The sequence below is a fragment of the uncultured Massilia sp. genome (assembly GCF_913773735.1).
Taxonomy (GTDB): domain Bacteria; phylum Pseudomonadota; class Gammaproteobacteria; order Burkholderiales; family Burkholderiaceae_D; genus Telluria.
Window position 1 is genome coordinate 302563 of the sequence record NZ_CAJYEB010000010.1, and the last position, 17330, is coordinate 319892.

A 17330-nucleotide genomic window follows, 5' to 3' on the forward strand; every position below is an offset into this window, starting at 1 on the left:
GCCGTGCCATCCCCGTACTCACCATGAAGACATCCTCGCTCCTTATCCGGCTCGCCGCCCCGGTCCTGGCACTGCTGCTCGCGGGTTGCGCCGTGCAGCCGAACGGTCGCGGCGGCATGCTGGTCGGCATCGACAACGCCGAACTGTTCGGCACCACGCTCGGCACCTTCGAGCTGCCCGGCGGCCGCCAGGCCGTGCTGCGCCGCGACCCGGCCAGCAACGCCCTGTCGGTCAAGATCGGCGGCACGGCGCGCGTGGTGCCGCTGCCGAACGCGACGTCGGCGCGCATCGCCCACGTGTCGACCATCGGCCCGAGCACCGTGGCCGTCCTGGAGACCCAGGAACGCGGCTGCCAGTACCGCTACGTCCTGCTGGCGATCGGGCGCGACGACGTGGCGCAGTGGACGATGGGCGATTGCCAGGGCCGTCCGCGCGTCGCGCCGGGGGCGAGCGGCCAGACGCTGGCCCTCGAGTTCCTGGAGAACGGACAACTGCACCGCTATGCCTATGCCATCGGCGACCTCATGTTCGAGTCGCGCATTCCGCTGCCGCCCGGCACGTCGCTGACGCGTCCCTTCGCCGATGCCGACCTGCGCGCCCCCGCCGGCGCGGGCCTGGCGGGCGCCGCGTCCATGCCGCCGGCCGCCGGTGGCGCCCGTGTGATCCCGGCGCCGCCGCACCGGGCCGGCGCGGTCGCCGCCACGACCGCCGGGGCGAGCACGAACGCCACCGCGACCACGACCACGACCGCGACCGCGACCGCCGCGGCGACGCCGGCGCGCCAGGCCGCCAAGCGCCCCGCGCGGACGCAGCCGTCCGCACAGCTGCCGGGCGCGATGCAGATCCCGGCCGACGAGATCAAGCCGGTCCGTATCGATTTGAGGAACAACTGATGCAAGCGACGCGACTGATGCGCTCCGTGCACGTGAGGCAGACGCTGTTCCTCATCGCGATCACGGTGGTCTACCTGTGTTTCGAACTCGGCTTCAACGCGCGCCTGCTCGACGTGGTCGGCGGCGCGCCGGCGCCGGAGGACGTCGAGGGCCTGGAAGTCTACGGCCGTTCGCTGTCCGGCATCGCCGCCGCGCTGGTGGTACTGCAGGTCAAGCTGCGGAGCCGCGCGAAGACCGGTGGGCGCGGCCCGTCGCTGCCGATGATCGCCCTGTGGTGCGCGCTGACCCTGGGTACGGTCTACGTCGCCATCAAGGTCGTCGTCGACGTGCTGGTCGCGACGCGCACCGCCGAATTCCGGCGCACCGCCTTCAACTCCCTGCTGCTGCAGGACGCGCTGGCGCACGGCCAGGTGGCCCTGGACGGCCTCGTCGACGACCAGGGCGTGTTCGCCCAGCCCGAGGGCAAGGCCTTCATGGCGCTGTTTCCCTTCCTCGCGCTGTCCAGCACGCGGCTCGACGAGCGCCTGTCGCCGCTGAAGGACGCGTTGATCGGCAACGGCGTGCGCCGCAAGGTGACGCCGCAGCGCTACTACGAGGACTACGTCGATCGCATGAAGGAGGCGGGCGAGCGCTGGAAGAAGTACGCGCGCATCCCGGTGGCGAACGACGAGGACCTGCTGCACGAGCAGGACAAGGCCTGGAACGACTACCTGAAGTCGCTGTCGCGGCACGGCTGGACGCCGCAGAGCGTCCCGGCCTCGCGCCGCGGCGCCGTGGTGAACAAGGTGCGCAAGCAGGTGCCGGTGCCGTCTTCGTGGGACCCGGCCGACGAGGTGGGCTTCCGGGACGCCGTCGAGCAGCGCTATCGCCGCACGGTGCGCGGCGTGCAGGTCGGCAAGGACTGGATCCCGCCGGGCCTGTCCCATGAACAGTTCGTGCTGCGCCCCGGCGTGCAGGCCGAACTGCGCAAGGCGCTGGGCCTGCCGGCGGGGACGACGGTGGCGCCGGTCTACCGCAGCCCGGCCGAGTTCCGCAAGCTGTACGACGCCATGGTGCAGCAGCAGGTGCGCGCATTGCGCGCGCAGTACGACGCGCCGGCCGCGCAGTTCGAGCACGGCGGCGACTGGTTCGCCAAGGGCCGCGAGGCCGCGCGCGCCGTCATCGTGCCGCCGGTGGCGCTGTTCTTCTCGCTGCTCGGGGCCGTCGGCCACCTGGCCAAGCTCTTGTACCTGCTGGCCACGCTGGTCCTGCTGGCGCGGCGCCGCGACCAGGGCGATGCCGACGAGGGCCTGAGCGCGGGCGCGGCGTGGCTGGCCTTCGGCGTGCTGCTGGGCGCCGTGGTGCTGGCCTGGGGCGGCCTGACGGTGAGCGACAACCGCATCACGCGCAGCGAGCTGTTCCAGCAGCTCGTCGACCAGGTGCGCGCGCCGGAGCCGGACGACGGCAACTGGGACAAGCTGCGCAAGGCGTTCGTGGCCAACGTGACCCACGTGGTCGCCGTCGGCCAGGGCTACGGCTATCCGATCAACGAATCGATCCGCATCGGGATCTTGCAGGGACTGAGTTATGGATATCACCCCACGCAGCCGTAGGCTGCTGGCCGGCGCGCTGGCGTTGCCGGCGGCCGTGCAGGCGGGCTGCATGGGCATGCAGGTGCATGCCCACCGCGGCGCCGACGGCGCGCCCGAGAATTCCCTGAGCGCGCTGCGCGCCGCCTACGAGGGCGGCTGGGACGGCGTCGAGACCGACATGCAGGAGCTGGGCGACGGCACCTGGGTCATCCACCACGACGCGCTCACCGGCCGCGTGGTGCAGGCCGGCGCGCCGCAGCCGGTGCGCGCGCTGGACGCCGGCGACTGGCGCGCGGCGCGCATGAAGCTGCGCGGCGTGGCCACGTCCGAGGCGCCGCCGTTCGTGAGCCAGGTCGCCGACCTGGCGGCGCGCCATCCCGGCCAGGCGCTGAACGCCGAGATCAAGGCGGTCGCCGGCTGCGCCGACATCGGCGCACTTGCGGCCGAGTTGCGTGGCGGCGTCGGGCACGGCAACTGGTTCATGACCTCGGTCAGCGACGCCAACCTGCGCTGCGCGCGCCAGGCCGATCCCGAGGGTTACCTGGGCCTGATCGTGCTCGACCCGCGCAATGCCGAGGCGCTCGGCAGCAACCGCCTGACGCGCGCGCTGTCCAGCCGCGCCCGTGCGCCGCGGCTGGACGCGGCCTGGCTGGCGCGGGTCCGCGACGAGATCGGCGCGCCGGTGGGCGTGCACGTCGACGCGCGCACGCTCGACGACAATCCGGCGCTGCTGACGGATGCGGCCGCGGCCCGGGTGCCGGTGTTCGTGTACGCGGTGGCCGGCGACGCGGCCCTGGCGACGTCGGTGCGGCGCGCGCGCATGCGCACCGGCTACTGGCCGAGCGGAGTGGTGGTCGACGGCGCCGCCGCCGCCTTCTGCGCGCGCCTCGACTAGACGCGGGGCACGAGCCGGGTGCGGGCAGGGCGCGCACCGGGCATCGACGCGGCCCGGACGGGATCACTTCGACGGCAGCGGCACCCACAGCTTCTGCAGCATGCCGCTCACCGCATCCGCCGGCGCCGGCCGGCCCAGGTAGAAGCCCTGCACCAGGTCGCAGCCGAATTCCTCCAGCAGCACCAGCTGCTCGCCGGTTTCCACGCCTTCCGCCACCACGACCATCTTGAGGCCGTGCGCCATCGCGATGATGGCGCGCGTGATGGCCGCGTTCTCGGAATCCTGCGGCAGGCCGCTGATGAAGCTGCGATCGATCTTCAGCGCACGCACGTCGAAGCGCTTCAGGTAGTTCATCGACGAGTAGCCGGTGCCGAAGTCGTCGATCGACAGGTAGACGCCGATGCCGCGCAACTGTTCCAGCGTGGCCAGCGTCGCCTTGGCGTCGTCCATCAGCGTGCTCTCGGTGAGTTCCAGCTCCAGCAGGCGCGGATCGAGCCCGGTGTCGTGCAGGGCGGACAGCACCATGCGGCCCAGGCTCTCGTCCTTGAACTGCTTGGCCGACAGGTTCACCGCCATGCGCACCGGACGGCGCGCCAGCCGCTGCCAGCGGCGCGCCTGGTTGCAGGCGGTGCGCAGCACCCATTCGCCGATCGGGACGATCAGGCCGGTCTCCTCGGCCAGCGGGATGAATTCGGTGGGCGGGACGATGCCGCGCTCCGCGTGGCGCCAGCGCACCAGCGCCTCGACGCCGACGATCTCGGACGAGCGCACGTCCAGCTGCGGCTGGTACAGCAGGTACAGCTCGTCGTTCTGCAGCGCGCGGCGCAGGCCGACTTCGAGCTTCACGTGGCTCATGATCTGCATCGTCAGCGACGAGGAATACAGCTTGGCGTTGTTCTTGCCGCAGTTCTTGGCGTGGTACATCGCGGTGTCGGCGTACTTCAACAGCGAGGTGCAGTCGTCGCCGTCCTCGGGGAACAGCGAGATGCCGATGCTGGCGGTGACGAAGATCTCGTTGCCCTCGATGAGGAAGGGCCGGCGCATCGCGTCCTTCACGCGGTGCGCGACGTTCAGCGCGTGCTCGACCCGGTCCAGGTCCGGGATCAGGATGGTGAACTCGTCCCCGCCCAGGCGCGCCAGGTTGGTGTCCTGGCGCGGCTCGGCCTCGGCGCGCGCGCCGCCTTCCGGGCGCACGATCGGGTCGCCGCGCGACATCAGGTCGTTCGGGCGGATCGTCTCGCGCAGGCGCTCCGACACCTGCTTGAGCAGCTGGTCGCCGACGTTGTGGCCGAGCGTGTCGTTGATGCGCTTGAAGGCGTCGAGGTCCATGAACAGCACGGCGAACTTCTTGTTGCCGATCTTCGAGCGCTGCAGCTCGCGCTCGAGCATCTCGAGGAAGGCCTGGCGGTTCGGGATGCCGGTCAGGCTGTCGGAATAGGCCAGGCGCCGGATCTGCTCTTCCGCGCGCTTGCGCTCGGAGATGTCGCGCACCAGGCCGAGCACTTCGGACGGGCCGGTGGCGACCAGGCGCGCCTCGAAGTGCTGGGTCTCGCCGAAGTGCACCAGTTCGTACTCGACCGAGCGCACCTGGCGCATCTGCAGCGCCGCCGCCACCTGTTCCAGCAGGCGCGCGGCGATGTCGGGCGGCAGCACCTCGCTGACGTGGCGCCCGACGATGGCGCCGGCCGGCAGCGCCTCGCGCGGCACGTTGCCGTGGCCGGGCGTCTCGCGTCCGCCGCCGCTGCGGCCCGGTTCGTAGTCGAGGTAGACGCCGTCGCGCGACATGCGGAAGAAGGTGTCGGGGATCGCCGCCAGCACCGCGCGGTTCTGGGCGTCGGCGATGCGCAGGCGCACGATGGCGTCGCTGGCGCGCAGCACGTACAGCACGCGGTGGCCGAGGATCGGCCAGTTGATCGGCTTGGACACGAAGTCGGTGGCGCCGGCCTCGTAGGCGTTGGTGACGGCCTCGAGGTCGTCGCCGCCGGTGACCATCACGATCGGCACCGTGGCGCCGCCGGCGGAATCGCGGATCGCGCGGCAGGCGGCGAAGCCGTCCATCGCGGGCATCTCGACGTCCATCAGGATCAGGTCGGGCGCGCGCTCGGCGGCCAGCGCCACGGCCTGGGCGCCGTCGGCGGCCTCGATCGCCTGCAGGCCGACGCTTTCCAGCATCTCGACCATCAGCAGGCGCATCACGGGATCGTCGTCGGCGACCAGCACGACGGTGGACGACGGCGCACGCCGGGTGGAATGGGACGCGGGCATGTCAGGTTTCCTTCTCTAGCAGGGCGGTGAGCGAGTGGCGGACGGCCTGGAATTCCTGTTCCATGTCGACCAGGATCGCATCGGCCCCTTCGGTGGTGTCGGCGCGGCCCAGGTGTTCCATCTCCTTGCACATCGCGGCGAGGGTGTCGGCGCCGACGTTGGCGCTGGCCGACTTCAGCGTGTGCGCGATGCGGCGCACGCCGCCGGCATCCATGTCGCCGATGGCGTTGCGCAGCACGCGCAGCTGCTGCGGGGTGTCGCCGACGTAGGCTTCGACGACCTTCTGCACCAGCGCGGCGCCGCGTTCGCGCGACAGCGCGCGGATCTTGTCCAGCGCCGCATGATTGATGACGTCGCGCCGGAGCGCCTCGACCGCCTCGGCCGCCTCGGGCGGCAGGCGTGGCGGCGCGTCGTCGTGATGCACGGTGGCCGACAGCGGCAGCGCCATCCAGCGCCCGAGCACGGCCGCCAGTTGCTGCTGGGTGAAGGGCTTGGACAGGTAGTCGTCCATGCCGGCGGCCAGGCAGGATTCGCGGTCGCCCTGCAGCGCGTTGGCGGTGATCGCGATGACCGGCAGCACGCGTCCGTGCCCGTGCCCGCGCTCGTGCTGGGATTCGCGCTCCTCGCGGCGGATCGCGGCGGTGGCCGCGAAGCCGTCCATCAGCGGCATCTGGCAATCCATCAGCACGACGTCGTAGTGGTCCTTGCCGGCGGCGGCGCGCACTGCGTCCAGCGCTTCCTGGCCGTTGCGCGCGCAGTCGACCTGCAGGTCCAGGCTTTCCAGCATGGCCCTGGCCACCTCGACGTTGACCGGATTGTCCTCGGCCAGCAGCACGCGCCGGCGGCGCGGCCGGCCGGCGTCGGTGCGCAGGGGGCGCGGCGGCACGAAGCGCGGCGCCGGCGCCACCTGGCCGCGCGGACGCGTCGCCAGGCAGGCGAACAGGTCGGCCGCGCGTGCCGGCTTGACCAGCTGGTAGGCCACGCCGGCCTCGCGCCGCTGCACCGGATCGGCCGCCAGCCGTTCGGGGCTGAGCAGCACCAGCCGGGTCGCGCGCGTGGCCGGATCGGCCTTGATGCCGGCGGCCAGCAGCAGGCCGCTGGAATGCTGCAGTTCCATGTCGAGGATGGCGGCGTCGTAGGGCCGTCCGGCCTGGGCCGCCGCGCGCAGGCGCGCGAGCGCTTCCTCGGCGCCCGTCACGCCGTCGCACGCCACGCGCCAGGCGGCCAGGTGCCGTTCCAGCCCGACGCGGCTGGATTCGCCGCCGTCGACGACCAGCACGCGCAGGCCGTCGATCGTGTGCTGCCGCGCGTCCGGCGCCTCCGGTGCGTCCGGGTCGACGCGGCGCTTGTCGAACGAAACCGTGAACCAGAACACCGCGCCCCGCGGCCGCGCATTGTCGACGCCGATGGCGCCGCCCATCAGTTCGACCAGCTGCTTCGAGATCGCCAGCCCCAGGCCGGTGCCGCCGTACTTGCGGGTGGTCGAGTCGTCGGCCTGCGAGAACGCCTCGAACAGGCGGCTGCGCGCCTCGCGCGAGATACCGATGCCGGTGTCGTGCACCTCGAAGCGCAGCATCACCGCCTGGTCGTCCTCGCTGGCGATCCGCACCCGCGCCAGCACGCGGCCCTCGTCGGTGAACTTGAGGGCATTGCCGAGCAGGTTGGCCATGATCTGGCGCAGGCGGTTGGGGTCGCCGCAGATCGCCACCGGGATGTCGTTGGCGATGTCGAAGTGCAGCGGGATGCCCTTGGCCTCGGCCTGCGGCGTGTAGACCGTGTGGATGTCCTCGAGCAGGTCCCACAGGTTGAAGTTGATGTACTCGACGGTCAGCTTGCCGGCCTCGATCTTGGAAAAGTCGAGGATGTCGTTGATGATCACCAGCAGGTGCTCGCCCGACTGCTTCACCAGGTTCGTGTAGTTGCGCTGCACCTCGGACAGGTCGGTCCCCAGCAGCATTTCCGTCATCCCGAGCACGCCGTTCATCGGCGTGCGGATCTCGTGGCTCATGGTGGCGAGGAAGGCGCTCTTCGCCCGGCTGGCCGCCTCGGCGGCGTTCTTGGCCCGTTCCAGCTGCTCGGTGCGCACGCCGACCTGGCGTTCCAGTTCGTCGCGGTGGTGGGCCAGCGCCGCGCCGCGCCCCTCCACCTGGGCCAGCATGTCGTTGAAGCTGTCGATCAGCATGCCCAGTTCGTCGTCGCGCTCGTGGGCGATGCGCAGCGTGTAATTCTGGCTGCTCGACACCTTCTGCGCGGCGCCGTTCAGGCGCGCGATCGGGTCGGCGATGTCGCGCCGCAGGCGCCGCGCCAGCAGCAGCGCGGCCAGCATCGAGGTGGCCAGCGCGATCGCGGTCACGCCCAGGCCGCGCGCCAGGTCCAGCCACATCGGGCGCAGGTCGGTCTCGACCATGACGGCGCCGGGCGGCGGCGCGGCGGCGGCCGACGCGTCGAGCGGGCGGTAGATGCGCAGCGTCGGATGCCACGGGCTGCTGCCGGCGCGGTTCAGCGCGGCCATGGCGGTGGGATCGAGGCCGGGCAGCGCCGGGTCCGGGCCGGCATCGGCGCCTGCTTCGGCGGCTGCTTGGGCGGCGCGCCAGGTGGCGAAGGGGCGGCCGTCGCGATCGTACAGCACGGCGGCGCACACGGTGCCGTGTTCGCCCAGCGCCGCCAGCATCTGCTCGGCCAGGCGGCGGTCGTTGAACTGCAGCGCGTCGGCGCTGCTGCGCGCGACCACGCCGGCCAGCGCGCGCGCCTGCGCGCCCTCGGTGCGCCGGTGCCCGAGCACCGTGGCGAGCGCGAACGCCATCCAGGCGATCGCCAGCGCACCGGCCGCGGTCTTGAGGCACATCGATAACAGTTTGCGGTTGAGGCTGGAGCGCTCGAGGTTCGGCATGGGAGGCGGATCCGGCGGTCGCGCTGCGAACGAGCCCGACGGGGTCCGGGCTCACCATGCAGGAAGGAAAATTCCTGCAAGAACGGACTATAGGGGAGGGGTGGTGGGATGCGTTTGCGGTGACGCAAGAGGGCGCCGCTGCCCGTCGTCCCGGCGCAGGCCGGGATCCAATTTGCACGCGCTACGATAACGCACGCAAGATTAGGCCCCGGCCTGCGCCGGGGAGACGGTCTGAGACCAGCAAAAGAAAAGGGACGCAAGCCTGCGTCCCTTTCACCGTATCAGCCAGGCCTCAACAGCACTTGCCGTTCCCGCTCGCGCCGTACCGCGCCTCCTGGCGCTCGCGGAAGAATTCCTCGTAGCTCATCATGGGCTGGCCCGGGTGGGTCTTTTCCATGTGGGCGACGTAGGTGTCGTATTCCGGCAGGCCGACCATCAGGCGCATGCTCTGCCCGAGGTAGCGGCCCGCCTGGGCCAGGGTCTCCCCCGCCTGGACGAGCGCGCCGAACATCAGTGCGCCTCGGCGGCCGCGGCCGGCGCCTGGGTCACGTACGGGGTCTCCTTGACCGTCGGACGCGATTCCTTGTTGGCGGCCATGATGGTGCGGAAGCCGTACAGCAGCACCGCCAGCACGACGACCATGAAGAAGGCGCACAGGCCTGCGTCGAGGTAGTCGTTGAAGATGATGCGGCTCATCTCGTCCACCGTCTTGGCCGGGGCCAGCACCTGGCCGGCGTCGTGCGCGGCCTGGAACTTGCGGGCGTGGGCCAGGAAGCCGACCTTGACGTTGTCGTCGAAGATCTTCATCCAGCCGGCGGTCAGGGTGCAGATCAGCAGCCAGACGGTCGGCACGACGGTGACCCAGGCGTACTTGCCGCGCTTCATCTTGAACAGCACGACGGTGCCCAGCGTCAGCGCGATACCGGCCAGCATCTGGTTGGCGATGCCGAACAGCGGCCACAGCGTGTTGATGCCGCCCAGCGGATCGACGACGCCCTGGTACAGGAAGTAGCCCCAGGCCGCCACGCACAGGGCGGTGGCGATCAGGTTGGCCGGCAGCGAATCGGTCTTCTTGAACGACGGGACGAAGGCGCCCAGCAGGTCCTGCAGCATGAAGCGGCCGGCGCGGGTGCCCGCGTCGACGGCGGTCAGGATGAACAGCGCCTCGAACAGGATCGCGAAGTGGTACCAGAACGCCATCATGGCCTTGCCGCCGACGGCGTTGGACAGGATGTGGGCCATGCCGACGGCCAGCGTCGGGGCGCCGCCGGCGCGCGAGATGATGGTGTTCTCGCCGACGTCCTTGGCCATCTGGGTCAGGGTTTCCGGCGTGATCACGAAGCCCCAGTTCGAGACCGCGGCGGCCGCGCTCTGGGCGGTGGTGCCGAGCACGGCGGCCGGGCTGTTCATGGCGAAGTAGACGCCCGGGTCGATGGTCGACGCGGCCACCAGGGCCATGATGGCGACGAAGGATTCCATCAGCATGCCGCCGTAGCCGATGAAGCGGGCGTGCTTTTCGTTCTCGATCATCTTGGGCGTGGTGCCCGACGAGATCAGCGCGTGGAAGCCGGAGACGGCGCCGCAGGCGATGGTGATGAACAGGAACGGGAACAGGGTGCCGGACCAGGCCGGGCCGGTGCCGTCGATGAAGCGGGTGAACGCCGGCATCTGCAGGTGCGGGGCGACGAACACGATGCCCAGGGCCAGCGCGACGATGGTGCCGATCTTCAGGAAGGTCGACAGGTAGTCGCGCGGGGCCAGCAGCAGCCACACCGGGATGACGGAGGCGACGAAGCCGTAGCCGATCAGCATCCAGGTCAGCTGGGTGCCGGTGAAGGTGAACATCGGCGCCAGCGTCGGCGAGTCGTGCACCCACTGGCCGCCGACGATGGCGAGGATCAGCAGCACGAAGCCGATCAGCGAGATCTCGCCGATGCGGCCGACGCGCACGAAGCGCGAGTAGATGCCCATGAACAGCGCGATCGGGATCGTCGCCATCACGGTAAAGGTGCCCCACGGCGAGCCGGTCAGCGCCTTCACGACGATCAGCGCCAGCACGGCCAGGATGATCACCATGATCATGAAGGTGCCGAACAGCGCGATCACGCCCGGGATCTCGCCCATCTCGGACTTGATCAGGTCGCCGAGCGAGCGGCCGTCGCGGCGCATCGACATGAACAGCACCATGAAGTCCTGCACGGCGCCGGCGAACACGACGCCGGCCAGGATCCACATCATGCCCGGCAGGTAGCCCATCTGCGCGGCCAGCACGGGGCCGACCAGCGGACCGGCGCCGGCGATCGCGGCGAAGTGGTGGCCGAACAGCACGTAGCGGTTGGTGGGAACGTAGTCGAGGCCGTCGTTGTAGCGGTAGGCCGGGGTCTGGCGCGTGGCGTCCAGGCCCATCACCTTGTCGGCGATGTAGCGGCTGTAGAAGCGGTAGGCGATCAGGTAGACGCAGACCGCCGCCATGACGATCCAGACCGCGTTGATGGATTCGCCCCGCTTCAGGGCGATGAAGCCGAGGGCGCCGGCGCCCACGAGCGAAAGCGCAGCCCAACCGAGCCGGCTTGCAGTTTTGTTCATTGTGACTCCTCCGATGTGGATCGCGCTGCCTGGATTCGGTCGATGCCGATTACTTTTTTGCAGCATTATTTTCAGTATCTTGCACGCTTCGACAACGGACAAGCGCATGATTACGCAGCCTCCTGCGTAGTACTACGTAGCCATGCGCGTAGTCATGTGCCCTGCGATCGTCGCCGTCGAACGGCCGGGTGGTCTCCTGCGCCGGTTCGCACGTACAATTTCATGTTACGACGAAACAAATCCGGTGTGCGCACCGGCATGGCATGAAATTACGGCAAAAGTTCATTTTCCTGGCGATCGCGCCGCTGATCGTGGCGCTGTGCGCGATCGCGGTGTTCGTGCGCCAGCAGGCGGCCGAACTGGCGCGCCAGCAGCATGCCACCATCCAGCAGGCCTACCTGGCCAGCAAGCAGGCCGAGCTCGAGCACTACGTCGAGCTGGCCGCGCACGCCATCGCCCACCTGACGGCGTCCGGCCGCAAGGACGCGGACACGCTGGACGAGGCCAAGCGCGTGCTGCAGTCGCTCAGCTTCGGCGACGACGGCTATTTCTTCGTCTACGACATGCAGGGCCGCAACCTGATGCACCCGCGCCAGCCGGAACTGGTGGGGCGCGACCTGTGGGACCTGCACGACCAGTTCGGCGCCCCGACGATCCAGAACCTGGTCGCGGTGGCGAAGGCGGGCGGCGGCCTGGTGCGCTACAACTGGGTCAAGCCGTCCACGCGCAAGGCCGGCCCCAAGCTCGGCTACGTGGTCCCGATCAAGGACTGGAACTGGATCATGGGCAGCGGCCTGTACCTGGACGACGTCGAGGCCGCGCTGGCCAAGGTCGACGCCCAGCAGTCGCGCAACATCGACGTCACCATGCTGTGGATCATGGGCCTGGCGATCCTGGCCACGCTGGTCATCGCCACGGCCGGCCTGGCGCTGAACATCAGCGAGTCGCGCGTGGCCGACGCCAAGCTCAAGGCCCTGGCCCAGCGCGTGGTCGATTCGCAGGAACAGGAGCGGGCGCGCCTGTCGCGCGACCTGCACGACGGCATCAGCCAGTGGCTGGTGTCGATCAAGCTGCAGATCGAGGCCGGCATCATCCGCCTGCAGGGCGACGCCGCGCAGCAGGCGAGGGCGCGCGCCAGCTTCGAGCGCATCGCCGAGGAACTCAACGACGTGCTGGGCGAGGTACGCCGCATCTCGCACGACCTGCGCCCGACCCTGCTCGACGACCTGGGGCTGGCGGCCGCACTGGACCACCTGGCCCAGGAATTCTCGCAGCACAGCGGCACGCCGGTGGCGTTTTCCGCGCGCGGCAACGTGGAAAAGCTGCCGGCCGTGGTCGGCACGGTGCTGTTCCGCATCGCCCAGGAAGCGCTGACGAACATCGAGCGCCACGCCGGCGCGCACCGCATCGACTTGTCGCTGACCTCGCTGCGCGGCACGGTGGTGCTGGCGATCGTCGACGACGGCGCCGGTTTCGACCCGGAAGGCGTCGAGACCCACCCGCAGCGCGGCATCGGCCTGCGCAACATGATGGAGCGGCTCGACGCGATCGGCGGCACGCTCGACATCGTCTCCTCCGCGGCGGGCACCAGCGTGCGCGCCAGCGTCGAACTCAAGGATTGAACATGCATACCGACACCATCCAGCCCAGCGTGCGCATCATGCTGGTCGACGACCACCCGCTGGTGCGCGACGGCCTGCGCGCGCGCCTGGAAGCCGTGCCCCACTTCGACGTGGTGGCCGAGGCCGATTCCGGCGCCGACGCGCTGGTGCTGGCCGGCAGCACACCCGTCGACCTGGTGCTGATGGACATCACCATGCGCGACGGCAGCGGCATCGACGCCACCGCGTGCCTCTCCGAACGCCACCCGGACATCGCGATCCTGATCCTGTCGATGCACGACAAGCTCGAATACGTGACCCAAGCCATGCAGGCCGGCGCGCGCGGCTACGTGCTGAAGGACGCGCCCGGCAAGGACATCGTGCTGGCCATCGACACCGTGATGGCCGGCGGCATCTACTACAGCGCCGCGCTGGCGCGCCAGCTCGCGCGCCCGGCGGCGGCGGCGCAGGACAACCAGCTGACCTCGCGCGAACAGGAAGTGCTGCGCCACATCGCCAACGGCGAATCGAACAAGCAGATCGCGCGCGCCCTCGACCTGTCGGTGCGCACCGTCGAGACGCACCGCCTGAACATCAAGCGCAAGCTGGGCATCGAAGGGCAGGCCGAACTGATCAAGTACGCGGTCCAGCACGCGCATTTCGATGCACCAAGGTAAGTATTTATTATGGCAAACATATCTTATTGGCAATAAAAACAGTTGCTTTCCAAAAACCGGGGCATTACCATTGCCCCGGTTACTACTACTGCATACATGCCTGATCGTTAATGGCCTCGCCATCGTTCCCGTTGGTTGAATTACGCTCGATCGCCAACGCACAAAACGAGTGGGTCGCGCTGCTGGTCGACGCCGTCGGCCAGCCGGCCGACAGTGGCTTCCTGCAGGCGGTGTTCGGTCCCGCGGACCTGCTGGCCGCCGTGGCGCCGCTGGAGTGCGTCGTGCGCGTGGCCGATCCGGCCGTGCTGCATCCCCCCGTGTTGAAGGTGCTGCCGCCCGGCCGCGTCGTGCTGGCCGTGGCGGCCGGCGCGCTCGCGCGCGACGGCGTGGCGCGCCGCCTGGCCGAGCTGCAGATGGAAGGCTACCGCGTACTGGTCGACGGCCCGCTGCCGGACGGCGTGGCGCCGCCGCTGGCCCTGCGCACGGTGGCGCGCGACTGCAGCGCGCACGCGCCGCCGGCGATCTCGCTGCCGGCCCTGTTCGGCCCGCACCTGGCCTACGGCGTGGACAGCATGGAACGCTTCCGGGCCTGCGAGAACGCGGGCTTCGCCTGGTTCAGCGGCGACTACGTGCTGGAAAGCGCGCTCGGCGACGACGACGACGGCACCACGCGCAAGCGCATGCTGACCATGCTGGCGCTGCTGGCGCGCGACGCCGATTCGCACGAGCTGGAACACCAGCTCAAGCAGGACGCGACGCTGGCCTACCACCTGCTCAAGCTCGTGAACTCGGCGGCCTTCTCGGCGGGCGTGCCGATCACCAGCTTTAACCAGGCGATCAACCGCATCGGCCGGCGCCAGCTGCAGCGCTGGCTGCAACTGCTGCTGTACGCGCGCCAGGACCCGGACGGCCCGCCCAACCTGCTGCTGCCGCTGGCGGCGCTGCGCGGCGCGGCGCTGGAAGACCTGTGCAAGCGCGAGGGCGGCGAGCGCGACGAGCAGGACATCGCCTTCATGACCGGCGTGTTCTCGCTGCTGGACCGCTTGTTCCGCATGCCGATGTCGGACGTGCTGCCCGACCTGAACCTGCGCGCCGACGTGCAGGCCGCGCTGCTGCGGCGCGAGGGCGCGCTGGGCCAGCGCCTGCGGCTGGCCGAGGCCGACGCACCTGGCGCAGCGACGCTGGCCGGCGCCGGCGTCGATGCCGAGGACTGGTGGCACAGCCAGCTCCATGCCTGCCACTGGGCGATCCAGGTAGCACGCAATGTCTAAGCTGCCAGCCGCTGCGCCACTCGACTTCGTCGGCAGCAGCGCTGCCGTCTGCGACGCCGTCCTCACCTTGCGCGGCGACGCGCTGCACGCCGAACTGGGGCGCATCGCCGCGGCCCTGCTGTCCAGCCCCTACGGCCTGTTCCTGCCGTGCTCCGGATGCGCGCAGCCGCCCGCGATGGCGCTGGAAGGCGGCCTGGCCCAGGGCGTGCGCGCCGACGGCGCCTGTATCGGCCGCTATGAGGTGAGCGGCCGCCCGTACCGGCTGGAGGACTGGCGCCAGCTCGAAGGCCTGGCCGCGCTGACCGGCACGCTGTTGCAGATGCACGGCCTGGCCCAGCGCACCACCCACGCCTACGCCCAGGTCGAGGCGCAGCTGGCGCACCAGTCGCAGATCCTCGACCAGATCCACGAATCGGTCCTGACCATGGACCGCATGGGCTACATCACCAGCTGGAACAAGGGCGCCGAGCAGCTGTTCGGCTATACGGCGCTGGAAGCGGTGGGGCGCAACATCCTGTTCCTGTACGCCGACGAGGCCGCGCAAGAGGCGGACGCTTTCGCGCAGGAGGGCGGACGCATGATGGAAGTGCGGCGCCGCAAGAAGTCCGGCGAGGTGTTCTGGGCCAGCCTGTCGCTGTCGCCGCTGCGCGACCTCGAGGATCGCCCGGTCGGCCTGATCGCCTACCTGACCGATATCACCGAGCGCAAGCTGGCCGAGGAGCGCCTGCACCACCTGGCCTACTACCAGGAACTGACCGGCCTGCCGAACCGCCGCCTGTTCGCGCGCCTGGTCGACCAGGCGCTGACGGTCGCCCAGCGCAACGAGACCTCGGCCTGCGTGCTGTACGTCGACCTGAACCGCTTCAAGCTGATCAACGGCACGCTGGGCCTGCAGGTCGGCGACGAACTGCTGCGCCAGGCCGCGCAGCGCTTCCGCGCGGCGCTGCGCGACGAGGACGTGGTGGCCCACATGGGCGGCGACGAATTCGCCGTCGGCCTGTTCGACATGCGCCAGCACTTCGAGGCGACGACGGTCGCGCGCAAGCTGCAGATGGCGCTGGACGCGCCGTTCCAGATCGGCGGCCACGACCTGCGCGTGGGCGCCAGCATCGGCATCGCCGTGTACCCGCAGGACGGCCAGGACGCCGAGACGCTGCTGCGCATGGCCGACATCGCGATGGGCCGCGCCAAGGAAAACGCCCAGCACCCCGACCACGGCGTGGCGTTCTACCGCCTGGACATGAACCACGGCATGCAGCAGCGCATGCGGATCGAATCGGGCCTGCGCCACGCGCTGGGCCACGGCGAACTGGCGCTGCACTACCAGCCGAAGTTCGAGATCGCCAGCGGCCGCCTGGTCGGTGCCGAAGCGCTGGTGCGCTGGAAGCACCCGGTGCGCGGCATGATCCCGCCGAGCGAATTCATCCCGCTGGCCGAGACCACGGGCCTGATCGTGCAGGTGGGTGGCTGGGTGCTGGAACAGGCCTGCGCCCAGGCCGCCATCTGGCAGCGCGCCGGCCTGCCGTCGTTCCGCCTGGCGGTGAACGTGTCGGCGCGCGAGTTCACGCCGTCGCTGCCGGAACGCGTCGCCGACACCCTGCGCCGCCACGACCTGCAGCCGCACTGGCTGGAACTGGAGATCACCGAAAGTACGCTGATGCACGACATCGAGCAGGTGATCGACATCATGGACTGCATCAACGCGCTGGGCGTGGCGCTGTCGCTGGACGATTTCGGCACGGGCTACTCGTCGCTGTCGTACCTGAAGCGCTTCCCGATCGACACCCTGAAGATCGACCGCTCGTTCACGACCGGCATCCCGGCCGACTCGAGCGACTGCGCGATCGCCACCACCATCATTAGCATGGGCCGGCGCCTGGGGCACCGCGTCATCGCGGAAGGGGTGGAGACCGTGGCGCAGATGGAGTTCCTGCGCCAGGCGGGGTGCGACGAGGCGCAGGGCTACCTGTATGGCAAGCCGTTGCCGGCAGAGGAGTTCGAGCAGGGGTTGCGGGCGGATTGGGTGTTGCCGGCGTGAGCGCTGCCTGGCCTGCTGTTTGCTGCCCGGTGGGCAACGATTTAGGTATAATGCGGTTCCCCAGGAAGCGTGGCCGAGTGGTTGAAGGCAGCAGTCTTGAAAACTGCCGACGGGGGAACCCGTTCGTGAGTTCGAATCTCACCGCTTCCGCCAATACATCGTCCAACACGGTCTCTCTCATTCCTCATTTGCCCTGGCTTCATAGGGAAATCACGCAACAGTCGTCCACCGTTGTCCAACGGAAAACGCTAAAATCCGCTTGTTCCATGTGGGTAGGAATGTGGGTAGGATTTCGTGGCAAGACTGATCGAAAAATTATCACCTCTTGAAGTAAGCAAGAAGACAAAGCCGGGTTACTACGGCGACGGAGCAGGGCTGTGGTTGCAAGTGTCGCCCACTGGCTCCAAAAGCTGGATATTCCGCTACACCATCGCCGGAAAGCAGCGAGAGATGGGGCTAGGGCCGTTTCACGCGGTATCGCTAGCAGAGGCGCGCACAAAAGCCAAGGAATGCCGCCTAGGGTCTGTCTGACTGAGTTGAACCAAGCAAGGTTTAGCCGGTCAGACGGCGATGAGCCGAACTGACCTAACTGAACAGCAATGGCGGCAATTGGAACCACATTTGCCGTCCAACCCACACCATG

Annotated in this window: 12 protein-coding genes and 1 tRNA gene; 9 read left to right on the forward strand and 4 right to left on the reverse strand. The window is 69.5% G+C overall.

Annotated features, from left to right (window positions below; translation table 11 throughout):
* Window positions 1-23 precede the first annotated feature (23 nt).
* The 3 genes from QZ749_RS04735 to QZ749_RS04745 are packed head-to-tail and all read left to right on the forward strand — an operon-like array spanning window position 24 to window position 3359.
* A complete protein-coding gene (locus QZ749_RS04735; RefSeq protein WP_296943820.1) occupies window positions 24-893 on the forward strand; it encodes a hypothetical protein in 870 nt (289 codons plus the stop codon).
* Window positions 893-2485 carry a hypothetical protein gene (locus QZ749_RS04740; protein ID WP_296943822.1) on the forward strand — a complete coding sequence of 531 codons (1593 nt, stop codon included), beginning with the start codon at window positions 893-895 and terminating at the stop codon, window positions 2483-2485. The genes QZ749_RS04735 and QZ749_RS04740 overlap by 1 nt, the downstream gene beginning before the upstream one ends.
* Complete coding sequence (locus tag QZ749_RS04745; protein WP_296943825.1) at window positions 2460-3359, forward strand: glycerophosphodiester phosphodiesterase; 900 nt, start codon at window positions 2460-2462, stop codon at window positions 3357-3359. Before QZ749_RS04740 ends, QZ749_RS04745 begins: the two co-directional genes overlap by 26 nt.
* Window positions 3360-3422: 63 nt before the next feature.
* On the opposite strand, the gene QZ749_RS04750 is transcribed toward QZ749_RS04745, so the two are convergent.
* The 4 genes from QZ749_RS04750 to QZ749_RS04765 all read right to left on the reverse strand — a co-directional run bounded on the left by QZ749_RS04750 (window position 3423) and on the right by QZ749_RS04765 (window position 11100).
* Window positions 3423-5624 carry a bifunctional diguanylate cyclase/phosphodiesterase gene (locus QZ749_RS04750; RefSeq protein ID WP_296943828.1) on the reverse strand — a complete coding sequence of 734 codons (2202 nt, stop codon included), beginning with the start codon at window positions 5622-5624 and terminating at the stop codon, window positions 3423-3425.
* Window position 5625: 1 nt separating this feature from the next.
* The gene (locus QZ749_RS04755; RefSeq protein ID WP_296943831.1) at window positions 5626-8514 is read right to left on the reverse strand and encodes a response regulator; all 2889 of its coding nucleotides are present in this window, start codon (window positions 8512-8514) and stop codon (window positions 5626-5628) included.
* A gap of 292 nt (window positions 8515-8806) precedes the next feature.
* Window positions 8807-9025: a YbdD/YjiX family protein gene (locus QZ749_RS04760; RefSeq protein WP_296943833.1), complete on the reverse strand. Its 219-nt coding sequence runs from the start codon at window positions 9023-9025 to the stop codon at window positions 8807-8809.
* Complete coding sequence (locus tag QZ749_RS04765) at window positions 9025-11100, reverse strand: carbon starvation CstA family protein (protein WP_296943835.1); 2076 nt, start codon at window positions 11098-11100, stop codon at window positions 9025-9027. Before QZ749_RS04765 ends, QZ749_RS04760 begins: the two co-directional genes overlap by 1 nt.
* 263 nt (window positions 11101-11363) lie before the next feature.
* On the opposite strand from QZ749_RS04765, the gene QZ749_RS04770 reads away from it, so the two are divergent.
* From QZ749_RS04770 to QZ749_RS04795, 6 genes are all read left to right on the forward strand, one after another.
* Window positions 11364-12722, forward strand: a complete 1359-nt coding sequence (locus tag QZ749_RS04770; RefSeq protein ID WP_296943837.1) for a cache domain-containing protein — start codon at window positions 11364-11366, stop codon at window positions 12720-12722.
* Window positions 12723-12724: 2 nt separating this feature from the next.
* Window positions 12725-13378 (forward strand): response regulator transcription factor, encoded by a 654-nt coding sequence (locus QZ749_RS04775; protein WP_296943840.1) that lies wholly within the window; start codon window positions 12725-12727, stop codon window positions 13376-13378.
* A gap of 131 nt (window positions 13379-13509) precedes the next feature.
* Entirely contained in the window at window positions 13510-14649 is a 1140-nt protein-coding gene (locus tag QZ749_RS04780) for an HDOD domain-containing protein (protein WP_296943843.1), read from the forward strand.
* Window positions 14642-16687 (forward strand): bifunctional diguanylate cyclase/phosphodiesterase, encoded by a 2046-nt coding sequence (locus QZ749_RS04785; RefSeq protein WP_296943846.1) that lies wholly within the window; start codon window positions 14642-14644, stop codon window positions 16685-16687. Before QZ749_RS04780 ends, QZ749_RS04785 begins: the two co-directional genes overlap by 8 nt.
* Window positions 16688-16750: 63 nt before the next feature.
* Window positions 16751-16840, forward strand: a tRNA-Ser gene (locus tag QZ749_RS04790).
* A 141-nt stretch (window positions 16841-16981) separates the two neighbouring features.
* Window positions 16982-17218 carry an Arm DNA-binding domain-containing protein gene (locus QZ749_RS04795; protein WP_296943849.1) on the forward strand — a complete coding sequence of 79 codons (237 nt, stop codon included), beginning with the start codon at window positions 16982-16984 and terminating at the stop codon, window positions 17216-17218.
* Window positions 17219-17330 lie beyond the last annotated feature (112 nt).

What these genes read in the sequence shown, in the direction of transcription:
- QZ749_RS04735 (WP_296943820.1), top strand. Translation starts at nt 24, where the DNA reads ATGAAGACATCCTCGCTCCTTATCCGGCTCGCCGCCCCGGTCCTGGCA.
- QZ749_RS04740 (WP_296943822.1), top strand. Translation starts at nt 893, where the DNA reads ATGCAAGCGACGCGACTGATGCGCTCCGTGCACGTGAGGCAGACGCTG.
- QZ749_RS04745 (WP_296943825.1), top strand. Translation starts at nt 2,460, where the DNA reads ATGGATATCACCCCACGCAGCCGTAGGCTGCTGGCCGGCGCGCTGGCG.
- QZ749_RS04750 (WP_296943828.1), bottom strand. Translation starts at nt 5,624, where the DNA reads ATGCCCGCGTCCCATTCCACCCGGCGTGCGCCGTCGTCCACCGTCGTG.
- QZ749_RS04755 (WP_296943831.1), bottom strand. Translation starts at nt 8,514, where the DNA reads ATGCCGAACCTCGAGCGCTCCAGCCTCAACCGCAAACTGTTATCGATG.
- QZ749_RS04760 (WP_296943833.1), bottom strand. Translation starts at nt 9,025, where the DNA reads ATGTTCGGCGCGCTCGTCCAGGCGGGGGAGACCCTGGCCCAGGCGGGC.
- QZ749_RS04765 (WP_296943835.1), bottom strand. Translation starts at nt 11,100, where the DNA reads ATGAACAAAACTGCAAGCCGGCTCGGTTGGGCTGCGCTTTCGCTCGTG.
- QZ749_RS04770 (WP_296943837.1), top strand. Translation starts at nt 11,364, where the DNA reads ATGAAATTACGGCAAAAGTTCATTTTCCTGGCGATCGCGCCGCTGATC.
- QZ749_RS04775 (WP_296943840.1), top strand. Translation starts at nt 12,725, where the DNA reads ATGCATACCGACACCATCCAGCCCAGCGTGCGCATCATGCTGGTCGAC.
- QZ749_RS04785 (WP_296943846.1), top strand. Translation starts at nt 14,642, where the DNA reads ATGTCTAAGCTGCCAGCCGCTGCGCCACTCGACTTCGTCGGCAGCAGC.